Source organism: Hominibacterium faecale (assembly GCF_020734085.1).
In the GTDB taxonomy this organism is placed as follows: domain Bacteria; phylum Bacillota; class Clostridia; order Peptostreptococcales; family Anaerovoracaceae; genus Hominibacterium; species Hominibacterium faecale.
Map to the genome: position 1 here is coordinate 98,188 of NZ_JAJAGH010000010.1, position 22,472 is coordinate 120,659.

The 22,472-nt window shown below is 46.6% G+C and carries 18 protein-coding genes; 9 read left to right on the forward strand and 9 right to left on the reverse strand.

The features are described 5' to 3' along the window. Positions 1-5: 5 nt before the first annotated feature. Together LG211_RS14860 and LG211_RS14865 are read right to left on the reverse strand one after the other, a co-directional pair. Positions 6-1,286: an MFS transporter gene (locus tag LG211_RS14860; protein ID WP_253020777.1), complete on the reverse strand. Its 1,281-nt coding sequence runs from the start codon at positions 1,284-1,286 to the stop codon at positions 6-8. Positions 1,287-1,392: 106 nt separating this feature from the next. Beyond that, positions 1,393-2,748, reverse strand: coding sequence for an APC family permease (locus LG211_RS14865; protein ID WP_253020776.1), 1,356 nt, complete (start codon positions 2,746-2,748; stop codon positions 1,393-1,395). Between the two features lie 208 nt (positions 2,749-2,956). Here LG211_RS14865 and LG211_RS14870 point away from each other — a divergent pair, with 208 nt between their 5' ends. From LG211_RS14870 to LG211_RS14880, 3 genes are read left to right on the forward strand one after another with little or no spacing between them, the layout of a single operon-like run. Further along, positions 2,957-4,336 carry an MFS transporter gene (locus LG211_RS14870; protein WP_269477894.1) on the forward strand — a complete coding sequence of 460 codons (1,380 nt, stop codon included), beginning with the start codon at positions 2,957-2,959 and terminating at the stop codon, positions 4,334-4,336. Positions 4,337-4,362: 26 nt separating this feature from the next. Further along, on the forward strand, positions 4,363-4,596 hold the full coding sequence (locus LG211_RS14875) for a hypothetical protein (protein ID WP_269477895.1): 234 nt from the start codon (positions 4,363-4,365) through the stop codon (positions 4,594-4,596). Continuing rightward, entirely contained in the window at positions 4,581-5,687 is a 1,107-nt protein-coding gene (locus tag LG211_RS14880) for an amidohydrolase (protein ID WP_253020773.1), read from the forward strand. The genes LG211_RS14875 and LG211_RS14880 overlap by 16 nt, the downstream gene beginning before the upstream one ends. An 11-nt stretch (positions 5,688-5,698) precedes the next feature. On the opposite strand, the gene LG211_RS14885 is transcribed toward LG211_RS14880, so the two are convergent. After that, complete coding sequence (locus LG211_RS14885; protein ID WP_253020772.1) at positions 5,699-6,631, reverse strand: helix-turn-helix transcriptional regulator; 933 nt, start codon at positions 6,629-6,631, stop codon at positions 5,699-5,701. Positions 6,632-6,917: 286 nt separating this feature from the next. Here LG211_RS14885 and LG211_RS14890 point away from each other — a divergent pair, with 286 nt between their 5' ends. Together LG211_RS14890 and LG211_RS14895 are read left to right on the forward strand one after the other, a co-directional pair. Further along, positions 6,918-7,349 carry a MarR family winged helix-turn-helix transcriptional regulator gene (locus LG211_RS14890; RefSeq protein ID WP_253020771.1) on the forward strand — a complete coding sequence of 144 codons (432 nt, stop codon included), beginning with the start codon at positions 6,918-6,920 and terminating at the stop codon, positions 7,347-7,349. After that, positions 7,346-8,629 carry a cytidylate kinase family protein gene (locus LG211_RS14895; protein WP_253020770.1) on the forward strand — a complete coding sequence of 428 codons (1,284 nt, stop codon included), beginning with the start codon at positions 7,346-7,348 and terminating at the stop codon, positions 8,627-8,629. The genes LG211_RS14890 and LG211_RS14895 overlap by 4 nt, the downstream gene beginning before the upstream one ends. A 287-nt stretch (positions 8,630-8,916) precedes the next feature. Here the strand turns inward: LG211_RS14895 and LG211_RS14900 are convergent, their stop codons facing one another. Both LG211_RS14900 and aguA read right to left on the reverse strand, forming a co-directional pair. Continuing rightward, the gene (locus LG211_RS14900) at positions 8,917-10,362 is read right to left on the reverse strand and encodes an amino acid permease (RefSeq protein WP_253020769.1); all 1,446 of its coding nucleotides are present in this window, start codon (positions 10,360-10,362) and stop codon (positions 8,917-8,919) included. A 38-nt stretch (positions 10,363-10,400) separates the two neighbouring features. Further along, positions 10,401-11,507, reverse strand: coding sequence for an agmatine deiminase (gene aguA, locus LG211_RS14905; RefSeq protein WP_148397069.1), 1,107 nt, complete (start codon positions 11,505-11,507; stop codon positions 10,401-10,403). Positions 11,508-11,713: 206 nt separating this feature from the next. Between aguA and LG211_RS14910 the strand changes: the two genes are divergently transcribed. Continuing rightward, complete coding sequence (locus tag LG211_RS14910) at positions 11,714-12,304, forward strand: TetR/AcrR family transcriptional regulator (RefSeq protein ID WP_148397070.1); 591 nt, start codon at positions 11,714-11,716, stop codon at positions 12,302-12,304. A gap of 239 nt (positions 12,305-12,543) precedes the next feature. Here LG211_RS14910 and LG211_RS14915 read toward each other — a convergent pair whose 3' ends face one another. Beyond that, the gene (locus tag LG211_RS14915) at positions 12,544-13,701 is read right to left on the reverse strand and encodes an iron-containing alcohol dehydrogenase (protein WP_269477896.1); all 1,158 of its coding nucleotides are present in this window, start codon (positions 13,699-13,701) and stop codon (positions 12,544-12,546) included. A 16-nt stretch (positions 13,702-13,717) separates the two neighbouring features. Then, positions 13,718-15,127 carry an MFS transporter gene (locus LG211_RS14920; RefSeq protein WP_148397072.1) on the reverse strand — a complete coding sequence of 470 codons (1,410 nt, stop codon included), beginning with the start codon at positions 15,125-15,127 and terminating at the stop codon, positions 13,718-13,720. Between the two features lie 222 nt (positions 15,128-15,349). On the opposite strand from LG211_RS14920, the gene LG211_RS14925 reads away from it, so the two are divergent. The 3 genes from LG211_RS14925 (at position 15,350) to LG211_RS14935 (ending at position 18,160) form a co-directional block, all read left to right on the forward strand. Then, positions 15,350-15,943: a TetR/AcrR family transcriptional regulator gene (locus LG211_RS14925; protein WP_148397073.1), complete on the forward strand. Its 594-nt coding sequence runs from the start codon at positions 15,350-15,352 to the stop codon at positions 15,941-15,943. 162 nt (positions 15,944-16,105) lie between these two features. After that, positions 16,106-16,948, forward strand: coding sequence for a MerR family transcriptional regulator (locus LG211_RS14930; RefSeq protein WP_253020766.1), 843 nt, complete (start codon positions 16,106-16,108; stop codon positions 16,946-16,948). A 129-nt stretch (positions 16,949-17,077) separates the two neighbouring features. Beyond that, positions 17,078-18,160, forward strand: coding sequence for an NAD(P)H-dependent amine dehydrogenase family protein (locus LG211_RS14935; protein ID WP_253020765.1), 1,083 nt, complete (start codon positions 17,078-17,080; stop codon positions 18,158-18,160). Between the two features lie 100 nt (positions 18,161-18,260). Here the strand turns inward: LG211_RS14935 and LG211_RS14940 are convergent, their stop codons facing one another. Both LG211_RS14940 and LG211_RS14945 read right to left on the reverse strand, forming a co-directional pair. Beyond that, positions 18,261-19,616 (reverse strand): hypothetical protein, encoded by a 1,356-nt coding sequence (locus tag LG211_RS14940; protein WP_253020764.1) that lies wholly within the window; start codon positions 19,614-19,616, stop codon positions 18,261-18,263. Between the two features lie 14 nt (positions 19,617-19,630). Next, entirely contained in the window at positions 19,631-22,360 is a 2,730-nt protein-coding gene (locus LG211_RS14945) for a S8 family serine peptidase (RefSeq protein ID WP_269477897.1), read from the reverse strand. Positions 22,361-22,472 lie beyond the last annotated feature (112 nt).

Sequence of the window (22,472 nt, forward strand, 5' to 3'; positions counted from 1 at the left end):
CTTTTTTATAACGACTTTTCGTTGAACTCGGTGTACTTTCTCTTGGAGGAGGTACAAATTCCTCGAATTACCGCTACCAGTACCAGCACGCCGGTCATAATCAGCCAAGGAATATGATAAGCTCCGAACGTCTGGTAGAGTACACCCACTGCAGTGGCTCCAATGGCTCCGCCGATACCGATGAACACATTCACGTAGCCGATCAGCCTGCTCAGATCTTTTTCTCCGTACATGTGGCTCATCATTAAAGGTGAGATAATATTGATTGCCGGAACGCCGAACATGTAACCGATCATGAACACTGGAATGCCCCATCCGGCCGTACCGGTATAAGCCAGGCCGAACACTGCCATGGCAAAGAAGAGGCTGGTGCCTACCGCTGCCACCGATAGTTTGAATTTGTCACAGATAATGCCGATAATTGGTCCGGTTACGATCATAATGAGGGACATGGTGGAAATTAGAGCTGTGGCTTTTGTCTGTGAAATTCCGCCGATCACCATGGTCGCGATGCCGTGCTGGAGGATCGAGCCAGAAACGATAACGGCCAACGTGCAGGAAATGAAAGCCAGCCAGGTGATGGGTTTTTTCAAGGCTGCGGCAAAGCCGATTCCGGAAGCGGTTCCCTGCTGCATGGCTGCCAATTCACTTTCCTCCAGGTCGCCGACCCGCTGGATTCCCTTTTGGGCCGGGCTCCAAACGACAACTTTTAAAGCGATTAATACGCAGACCGCAACGCAGGCGGCCAGAATGATGTAGCCGACTCTCCATCCGCGGGAAAGGATCACAAAGTTGAGTACGTTCATGAGAATGACGGTAATAATGGACATTATGGCCAAGAAGATACTCATGGCCCTGCCCCTGGCCTTTTCGCCAAACCAGTTGCTGACCAGGATCTGGCACGGTGTCATGGTAAAGGCGCCGAAGCAGAATCCCTGCGGAACCGCGAAGATGTAAAACCACATCAGAGATTTCGCCATGGCAAATCCAATAAAGGAAATAATTCCCACACATCCTGCGATAATCATGATCTTTTTCATGTTCTTTTCATTGAAATGTTTTGAAATAGTAAGCAGGGTTATGATCTGGGTCAGGGACATGATGGTTATGTAAAAAGAATAGCCTGCCACGGGAAGGCCCAGGGACTGGGTAACCGGCATTAGGAACACCCCGGTCACAGAAACGATTCCGCTGTAGACCAGCCCGCAGAAGATGGCGGCGGCCAGGACGATCCACCACCCATAGTAGAATTTCCCATTTTCATCACGGAAAGTAAACGATTTCATAATAATTGCCTCCTTAAATAAATTTGTGCCTGAGGTTGTAATAATTGGCAGCCGCTTTGGCTGTAAGTTGCGAAGTGCGCTAAGTATCGCAGTAAAGTCAGTCTGTTTACAGCTCGATTTGGGGAGGAAGCTGTCTCAGTCCTTTTGTCTTAAACAGCAGATAAACGAGCCCTGCCGCAAGCCAGATTCCTCCGATAATTTTGGCATTTGTCTCCAGGCTGAAAAACAGGTAAAGAATGACCACTGCTCCAATAGCTGGAATCACAATATATTGAAACACAGCTTTTCCCCCTCTCTTGCGGTCTTTGACCCAATACTGCATGACGACAGACAAATTGACGAAAAAGAAGCCTACCAGTGCGCCGAAGCTGACCAGCGAAGCAGCTCCTGTCATATTGCCCTGGAAAATGATTGCTACCAGACCTACGATTCCAGCAATTAATATATTATATACTGGGACGCCTGTCTTAGGGCTGAGATAGCCGAACACCTTTTGAGGCAAAAATCCGTCTCTTCCCATGCTGTACATAATTCTGGAAACTGCCATCTGGCCGGTAATGCAAATCGCGATGCAGCATACGGAATTAAGAACAATAAATATGTAGTTGAACATGGGATATCCAATTTTTACATAAAATTCCGTAATTGCAGAATCCGGATCCGTAACTTCTGAAAAGGCGTTTGGCCAGGCCGCATTCATGATAATTGCTGTCACTACCCACAAGAGGCCCGCTCCCAAACAGATAAGCACGGCTGCACGGCCGATTGTCTTTTCGGGGTTTACCGTCTCTTCAGCCATGGTGCTAACCGCATCAAAGCCCAAAAAACCTACGGCCAGAATAGCCGATGCCGCTAATACACCCGTCATGGTAAAGGATTCCGGCTTAATATAAATATCTGTCGCAAAGAGAGTTCCTTCTCCGCCGCCGTCGAACACATAGATTACTGCCAGAATGATGGTTACCACCAGTGCTGCAATTCCCAGGAGAGAAATGATTGTATCTACGGTGGAAGCCACTGTAATTCCCCGTAAATTGAACAGGGTTACAATCAATACTCCAATGATGATCCATACCCAGATTGGTACTGACGGCATCGCCACATTGAGATAAATTCCGAAGCTCAAATAGCAAACCATAGGCAGCAACAGGTAATCTGCCAGCATCGCCCATCCCACCATAAATCCCAAATGAGGATTCATTGTTTTTTGTGTATAAGTATACACCGAGCCAGCTACCGGATAGCGCCGGGTCATCTTTGCATAACTAATCGCAGTAAAGAGCATGGCTACTGCAGTTATCGCAATGACAATCGGATAATGTCCGCCTGACAACACGCTGAGAATACCAAAGTACATGGTAACTGCGGCAGGAGACAAGTATGCCATTCCTATGAAAAATAACTGCGGCAGCTTTAACGTTCGTTTCAGCTGGCCTTGTTCCGTTACAGCCTTTGCTTCCATATGTTCTTCCTCCTATAAACAAATTACATTTGATGAGTGCTTATATTTATACAATACAGTATTTTCAGAATATTGCAATTCAATTTTTAGGGTATTTTATTGTTTAAAAAACATGAAATTTACCATAATGTTTTGTTTTTTAGCCTGCCGCCTTCAGTATGTTTTTCTCAAATTGCAGGCGACATGGGTTTTTCGGAATGTGAGGCGGATGCGGCTTGAAGATCACCTCCGCTGCTCGGTTTTTATATCGACCCAAGAAACCCACCTGCACCACAAAAGTGTCTATATAGCAGCTGCCTATATGGGCGGAACAATTTCGTTAATTGTAATATTATGGGATGCAATGGTTACTCCAATCATAGGGTATATCGCAGACCGAACAACGTCAAAATATGGGAGGCGGAGACCTTTTATGCTGGCCGCTGTTTTTCCTTTACTTCTCTTTACGGTATTGCTGTTTACTGCTGTTAATTTTGGAACAACAGTCTCCTATGTTTACTATATTATAATCGGCATTTTGTTCTGGACTGTTTACGATTTTTATGTGGTACCATTTTCCGCATTAGGTGCGGAGTTAACGCAAAATTTTAACGATCGCAATAATTTACGAACAGTAGTGGGATTTTTTATTTATCTCACGGTTTGGGGCGTTACCGCACTTCCTATGTTCATTTGGGACAGGGTATCTCTTGCAGGCGGTTCTGATCAGTTGGCATGGATCATTTCGGCGCTTGTAATAGGCGGAGCCGGGCTTATCTGCGGACTTATTTGCTGGAATTTTACGAGAGGAAAAGAGTTATCCGCCGGAAGTACTCTTGTAAAGAATGCCAATACACGAATAGAAAGGGGCTTCCTGCGTAATTACATTGAACTTTTAAAACAGCGCCCTTTGCAAAATATTACACTGACAATGATCTGTCTTTGCATCTCCTTTTCGATTGAATCGGCGGCCCTGGTTTATTTGATGAATAATAATTTGGGCCTTTCGGAAACAACACAGGCATTTTATTGGACATGTTATACGGTGATCACTTTCATCGTACTTCCCATCTGTAATGTAATCGCTAATAAAATCGGAAAACGAAACGCTTTGCTTCTGCTGAATGCTCTGGCCGCAGGAGGATGCGTGTTATACTATGTCGTAGGTATTGATAGTTTTGTCCAATTAGTAATATTCTCTTTTCTATATCAGCTGGGAAACTCAGCACTTTGGATTTTAGGGTATTCCCTAAGTTACGATTGTATAGAGGTGGACGAATTTTTACATGGCTGCCGAAGAGAAGGCGCTGTTACGGGATTGACCTCCTTTGCGCAAAAACTAGGATCTGCCTTAGGCATGTGGATCAGCGGCTTATTACTTTCGTTTTTTAATTATGACGGTACCCAGGCAGTTCAATCTGCGGCAACCGAAAAGGGGATTCTTTTCCTTAATACCATAGCCCCTGCAATCTCCATTCTATTTGGAATTGTTTTCCTTTGGTTATACCCGATTAATCAAAAAAATTATCAGGCAATTCTTGAGGCTACGGAACAGAAAAAAACAGGCCAGCCATTCAGCGTGGAAAAATTTAAGGAATTGATAAAATAAATCCTGGAGAGGAGAAATTTATAAACATGGAAAACAAAAAGGAAATAGCCGATATTGTGATTCTGAACGCAAACGTATATCTAGCTGATAACCAAGATACCATGGCTGAGGCCATAGCGGTTAAAGGAAGCAAAATTTTTTGTGTAGGAAAGGAGTCTTTCATCCGAAGCCGCATTGGGAGTACGACGGAAATAATCGATGCGGCAGGCAAAACCGTAATGCCTGGGCCAATTCAAAAGCTATCATGGACGCAGGAATAACAAATGATACTGCAGATCCAGCAGGAGGCCGCATTGATCGTAATGAGGATGGCACAGCCAGCGGATTTTTTGAGGACTGTGTATCCGTTGGCGTTACTTCGGTGCGGGAAGCCGGCATATCCGATGAGCCGGCCTACGAAGCCTACCTGCGGATGCTGGATGAAGATTTGCCGATCAACCTGTTTATGGATGTGGTTATCCCCTCCAATCATGAAACAAGCAACCGGGAAAAGCTTAAAGCAGCCCAACAAAAAATTGAAATGTTTAACCGTGGAAATTACTATACGGGTGGAGTGAAAATTTTTTTGGACGGCGTTTGTGAAGCAAAAACAGGTGCGGTCGAGGAGCCTTATTCAGATGATCCAAATAATAGAGGCACCCTGCTCTGGGAACCCGAAGATTTTAATGAAATTTGCAGACTGGCGGATGAACAGGGACTTCAAATTCATATACACGCCATCGGCGACCGAGCAGTTTGCACCGCCCTTGATGGTATGGAATACGCCTCTGCTGTAAATGGCAGCCGCCATGCAAGAAATATGATTGCACATATTCAATTAATGAAAGAGCAGGATTTAGAGCGGTTTGCTTCACTGGGCGCCATTCCTGTAATGACTCCGCAATGGTTTGAAAAAGAGCGTATGTATCGAGAGGTAGACGTCGCGTACTTGGGATGCGAACGGGCAGATTCAGAATATCTATTCAGACGCTTTTTTGATGCTGGCGTTCTCGCGACCTGCGGAAGCGACGCACCGATTGGGGTGACCAAAGAACTGCTGCCCATACCATTCAGTCCCTGGCAAGGAATCCAGCAGGCTATCACCAGGTGCGCACCCGATGCTTCTTATGAAGATGAAGCGCATATCCTGAATCCTTCTGAAAAAGTTGATTTAAAGACAGCAATCAAAGCATATACGATCTATGCGGCCGCCTCGTGGTTTAGGGAAAAGTCGACCGGGAGTCTGCTCCCCGGAAAGGATGCGGATTTGATTTTACTGGACCGGGATCTGTTTCATACAGAAGTAGGCCAAATATATAAAACGGTCGTTAAGTTGACCATGAAGCAAGGGAAAATCGTATACCGAGGATAGAACAAGAGCCCTTACAAAAACAACTTCGTCCTATGATTCTGCATGGATATCTGCATGACATCATCCTTAATATCCCGAATTTCCACATATTCCAGATCATCCTGCACGCCGTATTTATATTTATCGCGGAACTGCTTGGGCGTGCATCGGTACCAGCGCTTGAATGCAGCATAGTACAGCTTTACGTCGGAAAACCCATAGGCTTCAGCAACCTGAGCGATGCTTTTATCAGTCGTAAGCAGCATTTTTTCCGAGGCATTGGCTCGGTTGTAAGCCACCATTTTTTTAAAACTGAGACCGCTCTTTCGAATGAACTCCGAGACATAGGATTCTGTGAGGTGGAACTCCTTTGCCAGATCCTGAAGGGTCACCGGCTCATGAAGACGTTTCCACAGAAAGACGCTTATTTCGTGATAACGCTCGATATACTTCTCGCTGAGCTGTTCCCGGGAGACGAGATAGAAAAGAATGTCAAACTCACGCACCATCATTTGCATGATTTTATCAGTAGCCCGGTTGACCACTTCCAGATCAGGCTGATTTTCCTCATTGAGATATATCAGAATCCCCAGCAGCAGACCCTGCAGCTCCAGGTGAGCTTTCGTAGGATAGGGCTGCTCGGATTCTTTCAGTCCCTCACAAACGAACATGGAGTTTCGTGTCGCCGGATATTTTTCATAAAAGGGATCTAAATCAATGTAAAAGGAGACACAGATGCTGCCGTCGCCCTCCGCCAGATAGTAGGCATCCCGGTCCACGGAAATGAACTCTCCCTGGTGGAGGGTAAACTCTTCATATGCATATGAAAAGCGGATGCTCCCTTTTATGCACATAATGATTTCAAGAACCCCTTCCTGCAGCTGAGTGGAAAGAGAGTTGGCTGAATAAATGCTGAGTCCAAGAGGAGTCCCTTGTATCCATGAAACTTTTTTTGTCTGGATCATTGTTGTTCCGATCTCCTTTCCTATTCTTTCTTTTTCCCCAAAACGATCCTGGATTTTTTATCCTAAAACACCGCGGCAATCCATATCCAGCCAAAAAAACTATTCATAGCAGTATTATCTTGAAGAAACGCTGCGTGTGTTTACCATGAAAGTATTATAGCATATTCAATTTTGAATTCGACATAGCCGCCCAAATTCCACAAAAAGAATTGACAAAGTTTAAATATACGATAAAATATTAGCATACAAACTATTTGTATGCTAACTAAAAAAGGAGTTCGTTTTTATGGATACAAGTTTACACTATTTAATTATGATCGTACATTCTTTATTTCAGAAACAGGTATTGGCTGAGCTCTCTCCCCTGGGACTGACGGCGGGCCAGCCAAAAGTGCTGGATTATCTGGGCCGTCACGACGGAAGCGTGCAAAAAGAGATTGCAGTAGGATGCCAGATCGACCCGGCCACCCTCACCGGACTGCTCAACCGGATGGAAGACAAAGGGATGATTGAGAGACGGAGCCTTTCTGGCAACCGCCGCTCCTTTCATATCTATTTGACCGAGCTTGGGTGGGCGCGCCAGAAAGAAGTTATGGCTGCTTTTAAAAAATGTGAAAACAAACTGCTGTCGGATTTGAATCCGCTGCAGCAAAAGGAATTGACGCGCACGCTTTTGCAATTCTGTAAAAAAATGACGGATTTTGAGGTGCTGCAATGAGTAAAATGGAATTATTAAAACGATACATATTCTTCTTTTTGGGGCTGTTCATCAACTCCTTCGGCATCAGTCTCATTACCAAAGCCGCCTTGGGAACCTCGCCTATTTCCAGTGTTCCTTACACCCTCAGCCTGGCCTTTTCTCCAACTTTAGGCATATTTACCCTATATATGAGCATTGTCCTGGTGATCGTGCAGCTGATTTTATTGCGAAAAAACTTTCCCAAACAGTACTGGCTGCAGATTCCGATTTCGTTTTTGTTTTCCGCCTTTATCGATCTGACCATGTATCTGCTCAGGTTTTTGGCGCCGGAAGCCTATATTGTACAATTTCTCTGTCTGCTTTTGGGCTGCTTGATTCTGGGAACGGGCGTCTTTATGGAAATGGCGGCAGATGTGGTTATGCTTCCAGGCGAATGTTTTGTTAACGCGATTTCCAAAACCTTTCATACGGACTTTGGAAAAACAAAGGTCGCTTTTGATTCTTCGATGGCAATTACAGCCGTAATCATGAGCTTGATCCTTTTCCGCGGTCTGGCCGGTGTTCGGGAAGGGACGATTATTGCAGCAGTTCTCGTCGGCATGATCGCCCGTTTTCTTAAACGAAAGATTGGCGCCAAAGTTGAAGATGTTTTCTTCCGGCCTGCTGCGCAGGAAAAGGAGCCTGCTTCTGAGAAAACCGCTTCTTTGGGAGAGGAACCCATGATTATCACAATCGCCAGAGAGTATGGAAGCGGCGGCAGAAAAATCGCGGAAAAGCTCTCCCAAGAGCTGGGGTTTGCCTTTTATGACCGGGACATCCTTTCTCAGGCAGCTGCTAAACTCCATATGGATGAGCGGGAAGTGGAGAAAAAGGATCAGAAAATTACTAGTATTTTTCTATATGATATGCTTTCACAGCTCTACGACTTCTCCGAACAAAAGCCGATTTTGGATGATGTTTACGAAGCAGAAAAGCAGGTGATCCTGGATACCGCATCCAAGGGAAACTGTGTAATCGTAGGCCGATGCGCCGACGACATCTGCAAAGATTTCACCAACGTGCGCCGCATTTTTCTTTATGCAGATGAGGGCCATAAGGTTGGAGAGATCATGAGGCGGGAAGGGATGTCTGAATCCAACGCTTTAAAGCATGTAAAGGAAGTGAATAAGGAGCGGGCAACCCATTATAAATACTACACTGGCAAGGTGTGGGGCATGGCCTCTAACTATGACCTCTGTGTGGATACCGGCACCGCCGGAGTTGATAAAACCGTGGAGTTAATCGCCTCTATTCTTTAGGTGTGCCCATGGGCCCGCGGAAAATTTATAAAAGAAATCGAATTATTTACGCAAAGTTGTGGGTTGGTGGGACCTGATCCCGCCAACTATGCGGCCCTCGCGGCCTTGTTACGAATTTGACAGCGCCAGATCGTTGGAACTTGCGTAAAAAGCGAAATCTTTTTTCAATTTTTTCCCGAATATCCTCAAGCTGCAGCCCCCTCACATTCCGGAAAACTTCTGTAAAAATAAAGCTGCAAGTAAAAAGCCCCGGGAGCTCCCGGGGCCAATTTTCTTACTGCATTCACTTAGTCTTTCAAATAGTCTTCCGATTTAATTTCTTCCAAAACTTCATCGAAATCAATTTCCTTTTTCACCTTGTATTTTCCGCTCTTGCTCATAACCGTAAAGATTACATATGGAATCAGGAACCATGGAATTCCCACGATAACCGCGATTCTTGTATCCGGATAGTAAGCAGTGATGCCAAAGGCCAGTGCCAGAATGACCAGCCCAATAATATTGGGCAGTGGATACAGCGGTGTATGGAACTTTAAATTCTTTTTGGTCAGCCCGTGCTGTTTCAGCCGTTTTCTGAAAATCAGCTGCGAAATGCAAATCGCAGTCCAGCAGAAGATTGTCGCGATCCCCGATACGGAAAGGAGGAAGGCATAGAAGGAGCCGGAGCTGTCAAAGGAGTAGATAAAGAGGATAATCCAAACTACAACCAGGGAGAACACAGCTGCCGTAATGGGAACGCCCTTTTTCGTCGTTCTACCCATAACTCCGGGTGACATGCCTTCCTTGGACATGGAGAACATATCCCGAATTGCAGCATACAAGTTGCAGTTGGCACAAGACAGCGCCGCAACAATAATGATCAGGTTAAATAGGTGAGATAGCGCGCCGAATCCATTGTACGAAAGTGCATCCGCAAAAGCGCTGGTGTCATAGCTGCAAGTCGTCCAGGGCAGAATGACCGTAACCAGGAAAGTGGGAATGATGAACAGCAGCACCACGCGGATAGCTCCGGCCCTTACTGCGCTTGGCATAACCTTGGCCGGATTTTCCGTTTCCCCGGCTGTCAGGGCCACGATCTCAATTCCCGCAAAATTCATAACGATGATGGATAGATTGGCGAAAATAGCCATTACCCCCAGCGGGAACAGCCCGCCCCGTCCGGTCATATTGGACATGCCCGGCGCTTCATGGGTTCCAATTACGCCGAAGGCGATTAAAACAGCCAGTACAACGAAGACCACAATGGCCGCCACCTTAGTAATGGCCAGAATCGATTCAATCTTGCCCAGATTGCTTACCTGCCTCAGATTGATGATGGTGATGACCAGGCATCCCAGCACCGCGCCTGCGAATACTGAGATTTGCGGCACATACATATTGAGGATCGTCCCGATTACGATGCACTCAGATGGTATGTAAACGATAATTGCAATCCAGTACGTCCAGCCTACACCGGCAGCACATCCATCGGAGATGAATTCTCTGGAGTAAGAAATGAAGGAACCAGTTGTCGGCATTGCCACTAGCAGTTCTCCCAGGCAGTACAAGGTACAAAATACTAGGATGCCGCCCAGCGCAAAGGCCAGGAATGCTGCCGGTCCGGTCATTTGGATGAATCCGCCTACCCCGTAAAAGTAGGCAGAGCCGATTACGCCTCCCAAAGCAACCATCTGCACGTGTAATTTTTTTAATCCTTTCTGTAGAGTTCCGTCTTGTAGTGTTTTATCTTCCATGCCGGTCTCCTTTCCGCGCTAGAAAATGGTGCAATGATTTACTTACACTGAGCTTTTGGCTGCTGAAGCGTCATGCAGTGAACGTTTCCGCCCGCCAGGGACCACTCTCTAGTGTAAATGGGAACGATGTCCCTGTCCGGATAGATTTCCTGCATCTTCTCCATAGCTTCTTTGTCTCTCGGATCTCCGAACTGGGGAACGAGGACTGCTCCGTTGATCAGATAAGAGTTGATATAGGTAACGGCCAGTGGCAGTCCCGATTCTCTCGAAGCCGCATCCTGGCAAATATCGATACCATCGTTTTCTTCCTCGGTGATATATAAAACCTCCGGAATGTGAATCTTAATAATTTCGAATTTTCTTCCCTTGGCATCTGTCTCGTTGGAAAGGATATCGTAAGCTTCCTTCAGGCAAGAATACTGGGGATGGTTGGGATCGTCCACCCAAGACAGAACGATTACGCCGGGTCTTGCGAAGAAGCATACATCGTCCACGTGGCCGTCGGTTTCATCAAAGGCCATGCCCCGCTTCAGCCAGATCACTTTATCGATGTTCATATATTCTTTCAGGTATCTTTCTGTTTCTTCCTTGGTCATGTCGCCGTTTCGATTATGATTCATGAATACCTGCTCTGTAACGATCAGCGTTCCTTCACCGTCCACCTGTGTGGCGCCGTTTTCCAGGACAAATTTCGTTGCATCATAGCGGTCACAGTTTTCTATTTCCAGGATTTTTTGGCCTACCTGGGAGTCCAGCTTCCACGGGAAGTAGAGTCCGCCTTCCAAACCGCCGTAAGCGTTCCATCCCCAATGTACACCTCTTACCTCACCCTTGTCGTTAATTACAAAGCTGGGTCCTTTATCCTGGGTCCAGGCATCGTCGGTGGACATTTCAATCACTCTAACTTCTTCCGGCAGTCTTGCTCTTGCATTTTCATACTGGGTAGCAGAAACCAGTACTGTCAAAGGTTCATATTTAACCAGTTTGGTTGCAACGTCTACGAAAACTTTCTGCGCGGGCTTGCCTCCGTCTCTCCAAGTATCGGTTCTTTCCGGCCAGATCAGCCAGGACCGTTCATGTTCTTCAAATTCTCCAGGCATTCTGAATCCATCTTGTTTCGGTGTGCTCTTTAATGTTCTAGCCATTGTTGTTCCTCCTCTTTACTCAAAAAGTATATTTGGGTGGTAGTTTTTGTAAAATCAGCCGGCATGTTTACTAGACCGACCGGTCGGTACTGAAATAGTACAATATTTTCAGAAAATTGTCAACACCCAATATCAAGAATTGACTTTTTATTTTTTTTGTGCTTAAATGTCTTGGTAATTAAGAAAGCAGGTATTGGAGTCTGGATATGAAATCAACGCGAAACACAAAACAAGAAATCGTTAACGCTTCTCTGGAGCTTTTCGCCAGCAAAGGGTACGGCGGTACCTCCATGAATGACATTATTTCCGCCGTCGGCATCAGCAAGGGGAGCGTTTACTGGCATTTTAAAAGCAAAGAAGAAATTTTTATGCAGGTCATTACGGAAAGCTACGCGGAATGGATCAGCCTTGTCAATTCGGAGCTTGCCCTTATCGATGATCCCATCGACAAACTTCGAAAATACGGAGAATTGTTTATCGCCACCATCGACATGCCTGTCTGGCGTATTTCGCCGGAAACCTACTGGAACGAATTCAGCGCAGAAAACAGGAAAATTTTAGATAATTGTTTTTCTCAGGACGATATTATTCTCCAGGGAATCTTCCAGGAGGCCATCGACCAAAACCTAATTTCCGGAGAAGATCCTGAAAAACTGATGTGGATTTACATTTCCAGCCTGGAGGGCATGTTCGAAAAGATCATTCTCTCCTACAAGAACCAAGACAACAATCATGAAAAACTGGAGCACTACGCAGCCTCGGGCATTGAGTTGTTTTTAAAGACGATTGTTAGATAGTTAAAGTATCAGTATTTCGCCAAAACATCATCTTCACTGACAGTTTTGAAGCGGACCATTAAAAAAAGTATCAGGATTGAGTAGTAGCGGGCTCAATCCTGATACTTTTTTATTTGCGCAGCGCTGGAAAGGGGCATTATAGGCCGAAACTGTCTGAAACGAATGTGTTTTTTAAGATTTTAATAGCGGCATTTATTTCCCGGCTGGCAGCTTCCGGCCTTAATAAAATATCCTATAGCCTATTTATCGTAATTTTTGTGGAGAAATTCGACCATATCCTCTGTTTTGGGAATATGGGGATAGGTATATTGGTCCGGCTCGGATTTTACTGCTTCCGCCACGGTTTCAATCAAGGAGGGCTCGACGCCCAGCTCTTTCAAATTGGGAATGCCAATGCCGTCAGCGAATGCTTCTACCCGTTCTGCCACCAGGGTTCCCAGCTCATCGTTGTCCATTTCCTCCGGCAATTTCAGACCCATGATTTCGCCCAATGCTCGTACTTTTTCGGGCACAGCATGGACGTTATCTTTAATGGAAAAGGGCAAGGCGATGGCGCATGCGACTCCATGGGGCAGATGCCAATAGGCGCCCATAGGATGGGCCAAGCCATGGCCCTGATTCTGAAAGGCATTATTAAAGGCAAGCCCGGCCGTCAAGCAGCCCAGGCACATCCCGGTTCTGTTTTCAAGGCAGCTGCCCGCTTCCACAGCCTTTGGCAGATATTCAATAATCGTGCGGATCGCTTGCAGGGAAATGGCTTCCGTAATGGGCGTGGCAATCATAGACATATAGGATTCCACCGCATGAGCCAGGGAGTCCATACCGGTTGCGGCCGTTATTCCTTTTGGAATCCCCAGCGCCAGGACAGGATCGATCACTGCCAAATCGGCTCCCAGGTTTTTCCCCCAAATGCTCACTTTTCGCTTTTCATCAGGGACGCTCAAAACTCCCCCATCTGTCACTTCACTACTAGTCCCAAAGGTGGTGGGCACCAAAATCAAATACCCGCCCGGGCACTTCATAGTATCGTAGTCATGGGCGTAATCCAAAATCTTCCCTTCATTTCCCAACAGCGCGTTCACACACTTTGCCGTATCCATGGTGCTTCCGCCGCCGATTCCCAGAATGCCTTGAACCTTCTCCTTTCGAGCGATGGCGGCAGCCTGATCGATCAGACCAGCCGGGGGATCGGAAACCACTTCTCCAAATTCAAGGACCTCAATGCCTTCGCCTCTTACGCTCTCCAAAACACGATCTACAATGCCGGTGCTTTTTACCCCTTGGTCATAGATGCACATAATTTTATCTACATCCGCATCCTTAAAATATTGGCCTGTATTATCGGAGTAATGTTCACCGAACATCACTTTACTGGGCACGTTAAAAATAAATTCCATGATTTCCCTCCTTATCCTACAAAAGTTCTTTAAAGGATTCCGTCGAATACGGCTTTCCTGCTTCTTTCAGGGCAATAGCTTCTTTAATTGCTGTGTGTCTAGCTTTTGTCATAGGGTTGGTCGCAGTAGCAATGATCGACAACAGCAGAAAAAAGCTGGTGCCGACCGACAACAAAACGGCGAATCCAGTCAATGTGGTCTGTGATTGTTCCGCCAGACCAGGATCATATCCCAGCCATGTAATGATCCACCCGCAGATGGCAACTGCAATCGCCGAACCCAGTTTCTGCGTGAGAGAGGCCATTGAATAATAAAGGCCCTCTTTTCTCTGTCCGGTTCTAAATTCATCCACTTCGACACAATCCGGTATGGATGCCCACGTAACCTGGTAAATGGCATTATATCCTACCACATAAATACTGGTCATGACATATACCGCGATGGCGTTTCCCGGAGCATTGATCACCCATACGAAAATGAACAGGGTTGCGATCCAAATCACCATTGAAAAATTCCATGCGACTTTTTTGGAGTATTTCAATGCGATATGGTTTGTCAGCGCAATCCAGAAAAAGGCCACAACCCACATAATAACCATTGCCGCGGAAATTTGATTTTCCGACAGCTGCAAATTATACGACATATAGTAAACGGTAACAGAAACGGCTACGGTCTGGCCCACGATGCCAAACAAATAGGAAAGGGCCACGTGCCTGAACGATTTGTTGGAAAACGGACCTTTGAAAGCTTTCGCCAGATTGAAGGGCTCCCCATCTGCCATCTCTGTGCTTTCCCGGCCTTTCGTCGTTTTCCAGGCGATCAGTATGGTGATTGTGCACAGAAGTCCGAACATTAAATTAGCAGCGGACCATCCCATGCTGGCTGAATCAAACAGCTTTCCCAAATAAGCGGTGATCGCCATGGTAAAGCCGCTGACAATGCCGCCCACTGTCGCCCAGGTATAACGAATGGAACTCAGCTTGGTTCGCTCATCATAATCCAGTGTCATCTCCGATCCCAGAGCTGTATAAGGAACATCGATCAGCGTCTGGACTACATAGAAAAGAATGATGAGAATCGCAAAATAAACCATAGACATGGCGGAACCGAATCCCCAGTCAGTGAATAAAAGCCATGATACGAGCCCGAAGGGGATGGCAGCCATTAACAAAAATGGCCGGCGACGCCCTTTTTTCGGATTTCGCTTATCACTGATGGTCCCGATCAGCGGATCGGTAATTGCATCGACAAGTGTACCGATGCTAAGCAGCATTCCGGCAAATCCCGCCGATAATCCCACTACATCGGTAAAAAAATACAAACCATAGGTAATAACGATTGTAAAGGTAAATAATGTTGCATATCCGGCAGACCCGTACCCGACCATTACCTTTAACGGAAGACCTTTTTTCGTATTACTATTCATTTATTTCCTCCTAGCATTCGCTGAAACCCATTTCAATAACGGTTGATTTTCCCCTCCTTTCTTGGCTGGCGTTATTTTCTAAACCGACCAGTTGGTATGGTTTTAATATAATCGTTCTTCCTTCCCTTGTCAACGTTGATTTTGCCTGCAGTCTATGCTAAACTATTATTCATAAATGAATTTATATTCACCCGTGATTAAAGGCCAAGTTAAGAGGATTGTATGAAAAGTAAAACGGATACAAAACAACGGATTTTGGATACATCCCTGGATCTTTTTGCTTCTAAGGGATACGCCGGAACCTCCATGAACGACATCATTTCTCAGGTGGGAATCAGCAAAGGCAGCGTTTATTGGCATTTTAAGAGTAAAGAAGAAATCTTTGTCAGTGTTCTGACGACCAATTATGCCAAATGGATGGAATTGGTCAATTCCCACTTGAAAACCATCGACGATCCTATGGAAAAGCTGAAAAAATATGGTGAATTGTTTATCGCCACAGTCGATATGCCAGTCTGGCGCATTGCTCCGGAAACCTATTGGAACGAGTTCAGTGAAGAAAATAAAAAAATAGTTGACCAATGTTTTTCACTGGACGACAAGCTGATCTTAAATATTTTCAATGAGGCGCTGGAAAAAGGATTATTAAAATATGACGATACAGAGAAGCTTACCTGGTTTTACATTTCATCCCTGAAAGGCATGTTTGAGAAAGTTCTTCTTTCTTATAAGCACGGCCGCGGCGATCGGAAAAAGGCCGAAGAGTATGCCGTGTCGGCCATCTCCATATTCTTGGATATCATAAAAAACGTGTGAAAACAGGACTGGTGCATAAAAAGCGATTTGCTTCGTACACCAGTCTTATTCACATGTTTTTCTTTTTTGACCCCTTACCGCCTAAAGATTTTCCCTTTTCTGTAAATTATGCTATACTGTGGACATCACTTTATAGTTAGTATAATCTTAGGAGGTATCATTATGGATTTGCAGAGACTAACCATCGGACAAATGGCAAAGCTGAACCGGATATCCCAGCAGACGCTCCGGCTTTACGACCGAGAAGGGCTTCTTCGTCCGATGATTATAGACCCCCACACCGGCTACCGCTATTATCACATCATCCAGTCCGCCAGATTGGACATGATCCAGTACATGAAAGCATACGGCATGACCCTCAAGCAGATTCGCCAGCAGCTGGACGAGGGGGATTCGGAATCCATTCAGCGTTTTCTGGTCCAGCAGCAGGACGCCATTGACGGGCAGATCGAGGAACTGATCCGCAGCAAGCGCTCCATCGCCAGAACACTGGAAAACTACCGCCAGTACGAGGCACTTCCCAAGGACGGGCAGATGTTCATGGAATATATCCCCCAGCGTTACATCTATCGCTATACTTCGGAAAAAGATTTTTTTGACCAGGACTATGCCGGGTACGAATACATGCTCCGTGAATTGAAAATGCACCTGGCCAACAATGATCTTGCAATGAGCTATTTTTGTAATGTGGGAACAATCATGAAACAGGAAAATTTAATGAAAGAAAACTTTTCCTCCCATGAAGTCTTTCTTTTCGTGGACCCGGAAGATGCGACCGTATCAGCGGAAACGATTCCGGCAGCCATGTATTACTGCGTCTGTTCCGACGATTTCTATGCTGAAAAAGCCAACGCCAGAAAGCTGCTTGCGCTGATCCGCGACAACGGGTTTCAAGTCTGCGGGGACTACCTGTGCGAAGTGCTGGTAGAATTTCCGGTCTTTGAGGACAATCAAAGGAACATGTTCTACAAAATTGAAATTCCAGTGGTCCCTATGAAAAAATAGTCAAAAAAGTCTTGACTTTATACTTACTATAACATTTATACTGATTAGTAAGAAAAAGAATTAGCACCCGGGCTGCATAATTTGAAATCCGTTTATCGCTTTTGCGTGAATCATTGAGGAGGTCTCATTATGAAACGTAAGGTTAAAGTTGCCCAATACGGCTGTGGCAAAATGAGTAAATATTTGATGCAATATGCCGTTGAAAAAGGTGCGGAGCTGGTCGCTGCTTTTGATATGAATTCAGCGATTATTGGAAAAGATGTGGGAGAGATTCTGGGCTGCGGCCCGATGGGTGTCATCGTTTCTCCCGCCGATCAGGCAGACCGTGTTTTCAAGTCGACGAATCCCGATATTTGCATGATCGCTACCAGAAGTACCATGGAAGAGCTGAAAGAAGCTTTCTCCGTTTGCGCAAAAAACAAGGTCAACGCCATTTCCACTTGCGAAGAATCCCTTTATCCATGGAACTCCTCGCCGGTCATTACCAAAGACCTGGACGCACTGGCTAAAGAGTATGGATGTACCCTGTGCGGCAGCGGCTACCCGGATCTCTTTTGGGGGACGATGATTACCAACCTGGCTGCGTCTTCTGCCCGGATCACAAAGATCAAAGGCAGCAGCAGCTACAATGTGGAGGATTACGGGATTGCACTGGCACAAGGACACGGCGCCGGGCTGACCATTGCTGAATTTGAAAGGCAGATTGGTAATTACAACGATCTTTCATCGGAAGAAATAGGCGCTCTGGTTGAAGAAGGGGTGTACATTCCATCCTATATGTGGAATCAGAACGGATGGCTTTGCAGCAGGATGGGCCTAACCGTGGTTTCCCAGACACAAAAATGCATTCCCCATACTTACGACAAGGACCTGCATTCAGAAACATTGGGAATGACCATTAAAGCGGGGGACGCAACGGGAATGTCGGCCATTGTGACCACCGAAACAGCAGAAGGGATCACCCTGGAAACGGAATGTATCGGCAAGGTCTATGCCCCAGAGGAATTCGATAAAAATCAATGGACCCTGTACGGCGAACCGGAGACAACGATCATTGTCAACCGGCCGGCCACCGTAGAACTGACCTGCGCCACTATTGTCAACCGGCTTCCTCAGCTCATCGACGCAGAGCCGGGATATATCAGTACCGACAAGCTGCCCTACAGCCAATACATGGTCAAACCGATTCACGAATATGTCAAAAGCCTTTAGCATATTTCATTACCATTGTCATCTTCTGACTTAAAATATTATGCTTATACAGCAGAAAAAAGGGCCCCAGCTTAGCCAGCCGGGGCCCTTTTCTGTTTTCTTATCTCATCACGGGAACACCCTTTTTCACTTTGGAATATTTGCTGTAATACTTCTTCTTGTCAATCTGTTTGTAGGCCCGCACTTTATAATAATATTTCTTACCCTTCTTCAGTTTGGAATTGGTCAGCTTGGTTCCCTTTTTAACGGTTTTTACCTTTTTGTATTTTCCCTTGGGAGAAGTCGCCCGGTAGACCACATATCCATTAGCGCCGGAAACCTTCTTCCAGGTGATCTTCAGCGTCCTGCTGTTGACCGCTTTTACCGATTTGATCTTGGGTACTTTTTTCTTAAAAGCGGCGATCTCTTTCTTTTTGGTAGGAACCGCTTTCATCTTTGCGATGGCTGTATTGTAAATCTTCTGGGCCTGCTCTCTGGATTCGGCATACATCAGCTCTTCCGATGCTTCCCAGTAAATATCTTCGATCTTCTCCAAACCGTCTTCTGTATACAAGTTCTCATCCAGGGTGTAGATAAAGCGTTCCAGTTTTTTATCCAGTTCCGTCAAAATGGGGTAATCCTCCATCGGAAACTCAATCCCTGTGATGTCCGTGTAGTCTTTCCCGGCCTGGGTATAGATTTGAACGATTTCTTCCATCATCTCAGCAGCGTTGATTTCCCGCACTGCCTGATCGCGGATCCCCTCCAGCCGTTTCCAGTCATAGGACGTATATCGGGCCGGATCCAGTCCCAGGTTGACATACTGTTTGATCTGGGCGCATGCCTGGGCGCGCAGCTCCTGGATATCCTCTTTGGCATAGGAGTTCTCCATGGCGTTCATTGCAGTCAGGTAGCCTTTGATAGCGGTCCGGAAGTTCTGTGCACCGTTGATCCACTTCAAACCCATGTATCGTCCATCCTGAATCCGATCCCAGTAATAATCGTTGTAATCAGAGGATCGATAACCCTTGTATTCCTGTTCGATTTCTTTTTTGTAGCTGGTTTTCAATCCCGGCAGATCCTTGGCCGTGCTTTTAACCCAGGTCATCTCACCCAGCAGTTCCAAAAGCTGAAAATCGCTGCCCAGCTCATTTTCCTCATCCACCAGCATGATGTACAGGTCGTCTTCATTCATGGAGTCGATTTGCGCCATCAGCTCACGATAGGCCGCCTGGATCTCCGCCCAGACCTCGCTGCAATACGCTCCCTTTGGCTCGATGCTCTCCACATAGAACATATCCAGCAGTTCCAAAGCGAGCTGCCTCAGCTGCTCCGCGTATTCCTCATCCACGCCCGATGCAACAGGGATGCTGCTTTTCAGTTCTTTTTTGGCGGAGGCTGCGAAGGCTGCGGACGGAAGCAATGTCAGCAGCATCATACACGCTGTTAAAGCAGCGATTATGGTTTTTTTTCTCATAGCTTATTCCCTCCTTACCGGCACGTGCGGACCGCGGTCTTGGAATAAGGTCCGTAGACCTTCTTGCCTTTTATGGTCCGATAGGCTCTGACTTTATACTTGTACTTCTTGCCCCATTTTACCTTTTTGTCCGTATAGGCGCGCTTTTTCATCTTGCTTGTTTTCAGAGTCTTTTTCTTGACGTATTTTCCTTTGGAGGCCGAATGTTTGTACACCACATAACCGGAAGCTCCCTGCACCTTGGACCAGGTAATGGTGATCCCGCTCTTTGTGTTTTTTGTCTTTACGGAAGCTTTCTTCAGCTTGGGTGTCGCGCTCTTTGCGGAGGAGTATCCGCAGTATTCGATGCTGGCCCCTGCCTTGTAATAGGCTCGAATCTTATACCGATATTTGGTTCCAGTCTTGAGGCCGGTGTTTTTCCAGGAGTTCTTTGTTCCTGACACCGTCTTTACTTTGGCATACTTGCCCTTGCCTGCGGCCCGGTAAATTTCATAGCCGTCGGCATAGGGGATGGACTTCCAGGTCAGTTTGTTGGCCGAATAGCTGGAGGAGGATGCCTTCAGTCCGTAGGCTTTCCCCGAATATCCGGTTTTAAAAATGGTGATCCGCAGGGAGGTGAATTTACCGTTTGGCGCTTTAGCCTTGATGGTGGTCTGGCCCAAACCGGCGGTTGTCAGCGCTCCCGTGTTTTTATCGATATCCGCTACCGACCGGTTGCTGCTGGACCAGGCAACCGGCAGGCTCTGGTCGGCATTGTCCGGCGTAAAGGCTGCTTTAAAGGTATAGGAACTTCCCAGTTTAATCTTTTGCTGAGGGCTGATCAGTTTCACACCGGTGACATCGGAGTAAGTAACCGTAACTTCAACGATCTGCGCCAGTTTGTTGCCGGCGGTCAAACTCCTGGCCGGGTCTTTGTCCGGGCTGCCTGACGTGTAGCCGATAATTTTGGCAGTTCCGATGCCTCTGGCTTCCACCATGCCTTCTTCATCCACCGTAACCACATTTTTATCGCTGCTATTCCAGCTGATCTCGGTGTTATCGGCATTCTTGGGCAAGACCTGCGCATCCAGATAAAAGGAGCTGCCCATGGCCATATTTTTCGCCTTGTCTGCGTTGACAATATTAAGGGATGTGGGCGCTACCACCGGCGCTACCAGGACCGTACATGATTTGCTTGTACTTCCGATGGTGCAGGTAATGACTGCAGTTCCTGCAGCTACTCCGCTTACTTTTCCGGTCTTTTCATCTACTTTAGCAATGGAAGGCTTGTCGCTTTCCCATTTAACAGTATCCGTCACGTTGGCCGGTTCTGCCCGAACCTCCAGCATCTGGCTCTGCCCCTGGTCAATGCGGATTGTATCTTCCTTAAAGGTAATGGAAGTGGCACTGGCCGCCGGACTTTCCATGGCCGCTTCCACAGCCTTTTGAGCATTTACCAGGCCGTAGCCGGTATAATAATCAAATTTGTTATCGCCTGTGTTTTCCGCACCCTGATCGTTTCCCAAATACTGGGCGGTACCGCAGAGGATGTTCTTTACCTGGAAAGGCTTGATATCCGGGGTCACCGCATAGAGCATGGCTGCCACGGCGCTGACCATGGGCGCTGACATGGAGGTTCCGCTCATCTGCCCGTAATCTCCCGGAATGGTACTCAATATGCTGGTTCCCGGCGCGGAAATGTCCTTGGCCAGGCCGTAATTGGAGCCGTACATGGCTGAATTATACCGCTTGTTCTGTCTGGTGAGGTTACAGACACTGATTACTTCCCCATAGTCGGATGGAAAGCATATCTCGTCTGTGTTCTCATTTCCGGCAGCAGCAACGATGGTAACGCCATTTTTATAGGCTGATTCGACGCTCTCTTCCAGAATGTAGTTGCGGCCAAAGCCGCCCAGACTCATGTTGATCACCTTAGCGTCGTTTTTCATGGCATAGTTGATGGCTTCAACCAGGTTGTAGGTATTAAAATACAGCTCACCATTATAGTTGGTAGAAGCATCGATGGCCATCAGCTTGACCTTATTATCGGTTCCGCCCGATGCGATGCCGGCGATGCCTTTGCCATTATTGGAGACTGCTCCCACGATTCCCGCCGTATGGGTTCCGTGGGAATCGGAGTCGCCCCTCAGGGATGTGATATTTCCCGAAGAGTCCAGCTTCATAGATTTGCTGCTCACATTGGCGCTGAGATCTTCATGGGATTTATCGATTCCCGTATCGATCACCGCTACAGTCACTTGCGACAGACTGTTCTTTTTTGCCTCCATGGTGTTCCAGGCTTCCCGGGCCTTCATGTTAGTCAGATACCACTGGTTGACGCCTTCATCATTGGCAAGGGGATCGTTGACGCCTGCCTGTTTATAGCGGTAGTTAGGCTGGGCGTATTCTACCTTTGGGTTCTGCTCCAGCTTGGTAATCGCTTCTTCTACAGAATCGTTTTTGTTGATATCGGCCACCGCCACCTTGGAGTCTTCCACAGGCTGGCTGATTTCCAGGCACCTCGCGTCTTCTGCCTTGATTTCCTTTTTAATCTTGGCATTCGACACCCGGTCTTTAAAGACGACGATTACTTGATCGTCCACATAGTCGGCGCCGTCCACCATTTCCCTGGCTTCTGCCGATACGGCCGCAGGCGTCTTTTGACTTTCCCCCTGACCTGCGGTCTCGGCCATTACAGAACTTGCTGTAGCAAGAAACAGAGCTGCGGCCGACAGCAGCGCAATGAATTTTCTTGTTCTTTTCATAATCTTCCTTTCTTTTATTGATTTTCCACAATAGCGATCATAAGAATATTATACTATAATCAAAAAAGAAAAACTGCCCCTTTTTTACAAAAAGGCAGAATTTTATAACAAA

Coding starts and splice junctions, on each gene's coding strand:
- LG211_RS14910 (WP_148397070.1), top strand. CDS start 11,714: ATGAAATCAACGCGAAACACAAAACAAGAAATCGTTAACGCTTCTCTG.
- LG211_RS14925 (WP_148397073.1), top strand. CDS start 15,350: ATGAAAAGTAAAACGGATACAAAACAACGGATTTTGGATACATCCCTG.
- LG211_RS14945 (WP_269477897.1), bottom strand. CDS start 22,360: ATGAAAAGAACAAGAAAATTCATTGCGCTGCTGTCGGCCGCAGCTCTG.
- LG211_RS14890 (WP_253020771.1), top strand. CDS start 6,918: ATGGATACAAGTTTACACTATTTAATTATGATCGTACATTCTTTATTT.
- LG211_RS14875 (WP_269477895.1), top strand. CDS start 4,363: ATGGAAAACAAAAAGGAAATAGCCGATATTGTGATTCTGAACGCAAAC.
- LG211_RS14860 (WP_253020777.1), bottom strand. CDS start 1,286: ATGAAATCGTTTACTTTCCGTGATGAAAATGGGAAATTCTACTATGGG.
- aguA (WP_148397069.1), bottom strand. CDS start 11,507: ATGGCTAGAACATTAAAGAGCACACCGAAACAAGATGGATTCAGAATG.
- LG211_RS14900 (WP_253020769.1), bottom strand. CDS start 10,362: ATGGAAGATAAAACACTACAAGACGGAACTCTACAGAAAGGATTAAAA.
- LG211_RS14915 (WP_269477896.1), bottom strand. CDS start 13,701: ATGGAATTTATTTTTAACGTGCCCAGTAAAGTGATGTTCGGTGAACAT.
- LG211_RS14940 (WP_253020764.1), bottom strand. CDS start 19,616: ATGAGAAAAAAAACCATAATCGCTGCTTTAACAGCGTGTATGATGCTG.
- LG211_RS14930 (WP_253020766.1), top strand. CDS start 16,106: ATGGATTTGCAGAGACTAACCATCGGACAAATGGCAAAGCTGAACCGG.
- LG211_RS14920 (WP_148397072.1), bottom strand. CDS start 15,127: ATGAATAGTAATACGAAAAAAGGTCTTCCGTTAAAGGTAATGGTCGGG.
- LG211_RS14880 (WP_253020773.1), top strand. CDS start 4,581: ATGGACGCAGGAATAACAAATGATACTGCAGATCCAGCAGGAGGCCGC.
- LG211_RS14865 (WP_253020776.1), bottom strand. CDS start 2,748: ATGGAAGCAAAGGCTGTAACGGAACAAGGCCAGCTGAAACGAACGTTA.
- LG211_RS14870 (WP_269477894.1), top strand. CDS start 2,957: ATGCGGCTTGAAGATCACCTCCGCTGCTCGGTTTTTATATCGACCCAA.
- LG211_RS14935 (WP_253020765.1), top strand. CDS start 17,078: ATGAAACGTAAGGTTAAAGTTGCCCAATACGGCTGTGGCAAAATGAGT.
- LG211_RS14885 (WP_253020772.1), bottom strand. CDS start 6,631: ATGATCCAGACAAAAAAAGTTTCATGGATACAAGGGACTCCTCTTGGA.
- LG211_RS14895 (WP_253020770.1), top strand. CDS start 7,346: ATGAGTAAAATGGAATTATTAAAACGATACATATTCTTCTTTTTGGGG.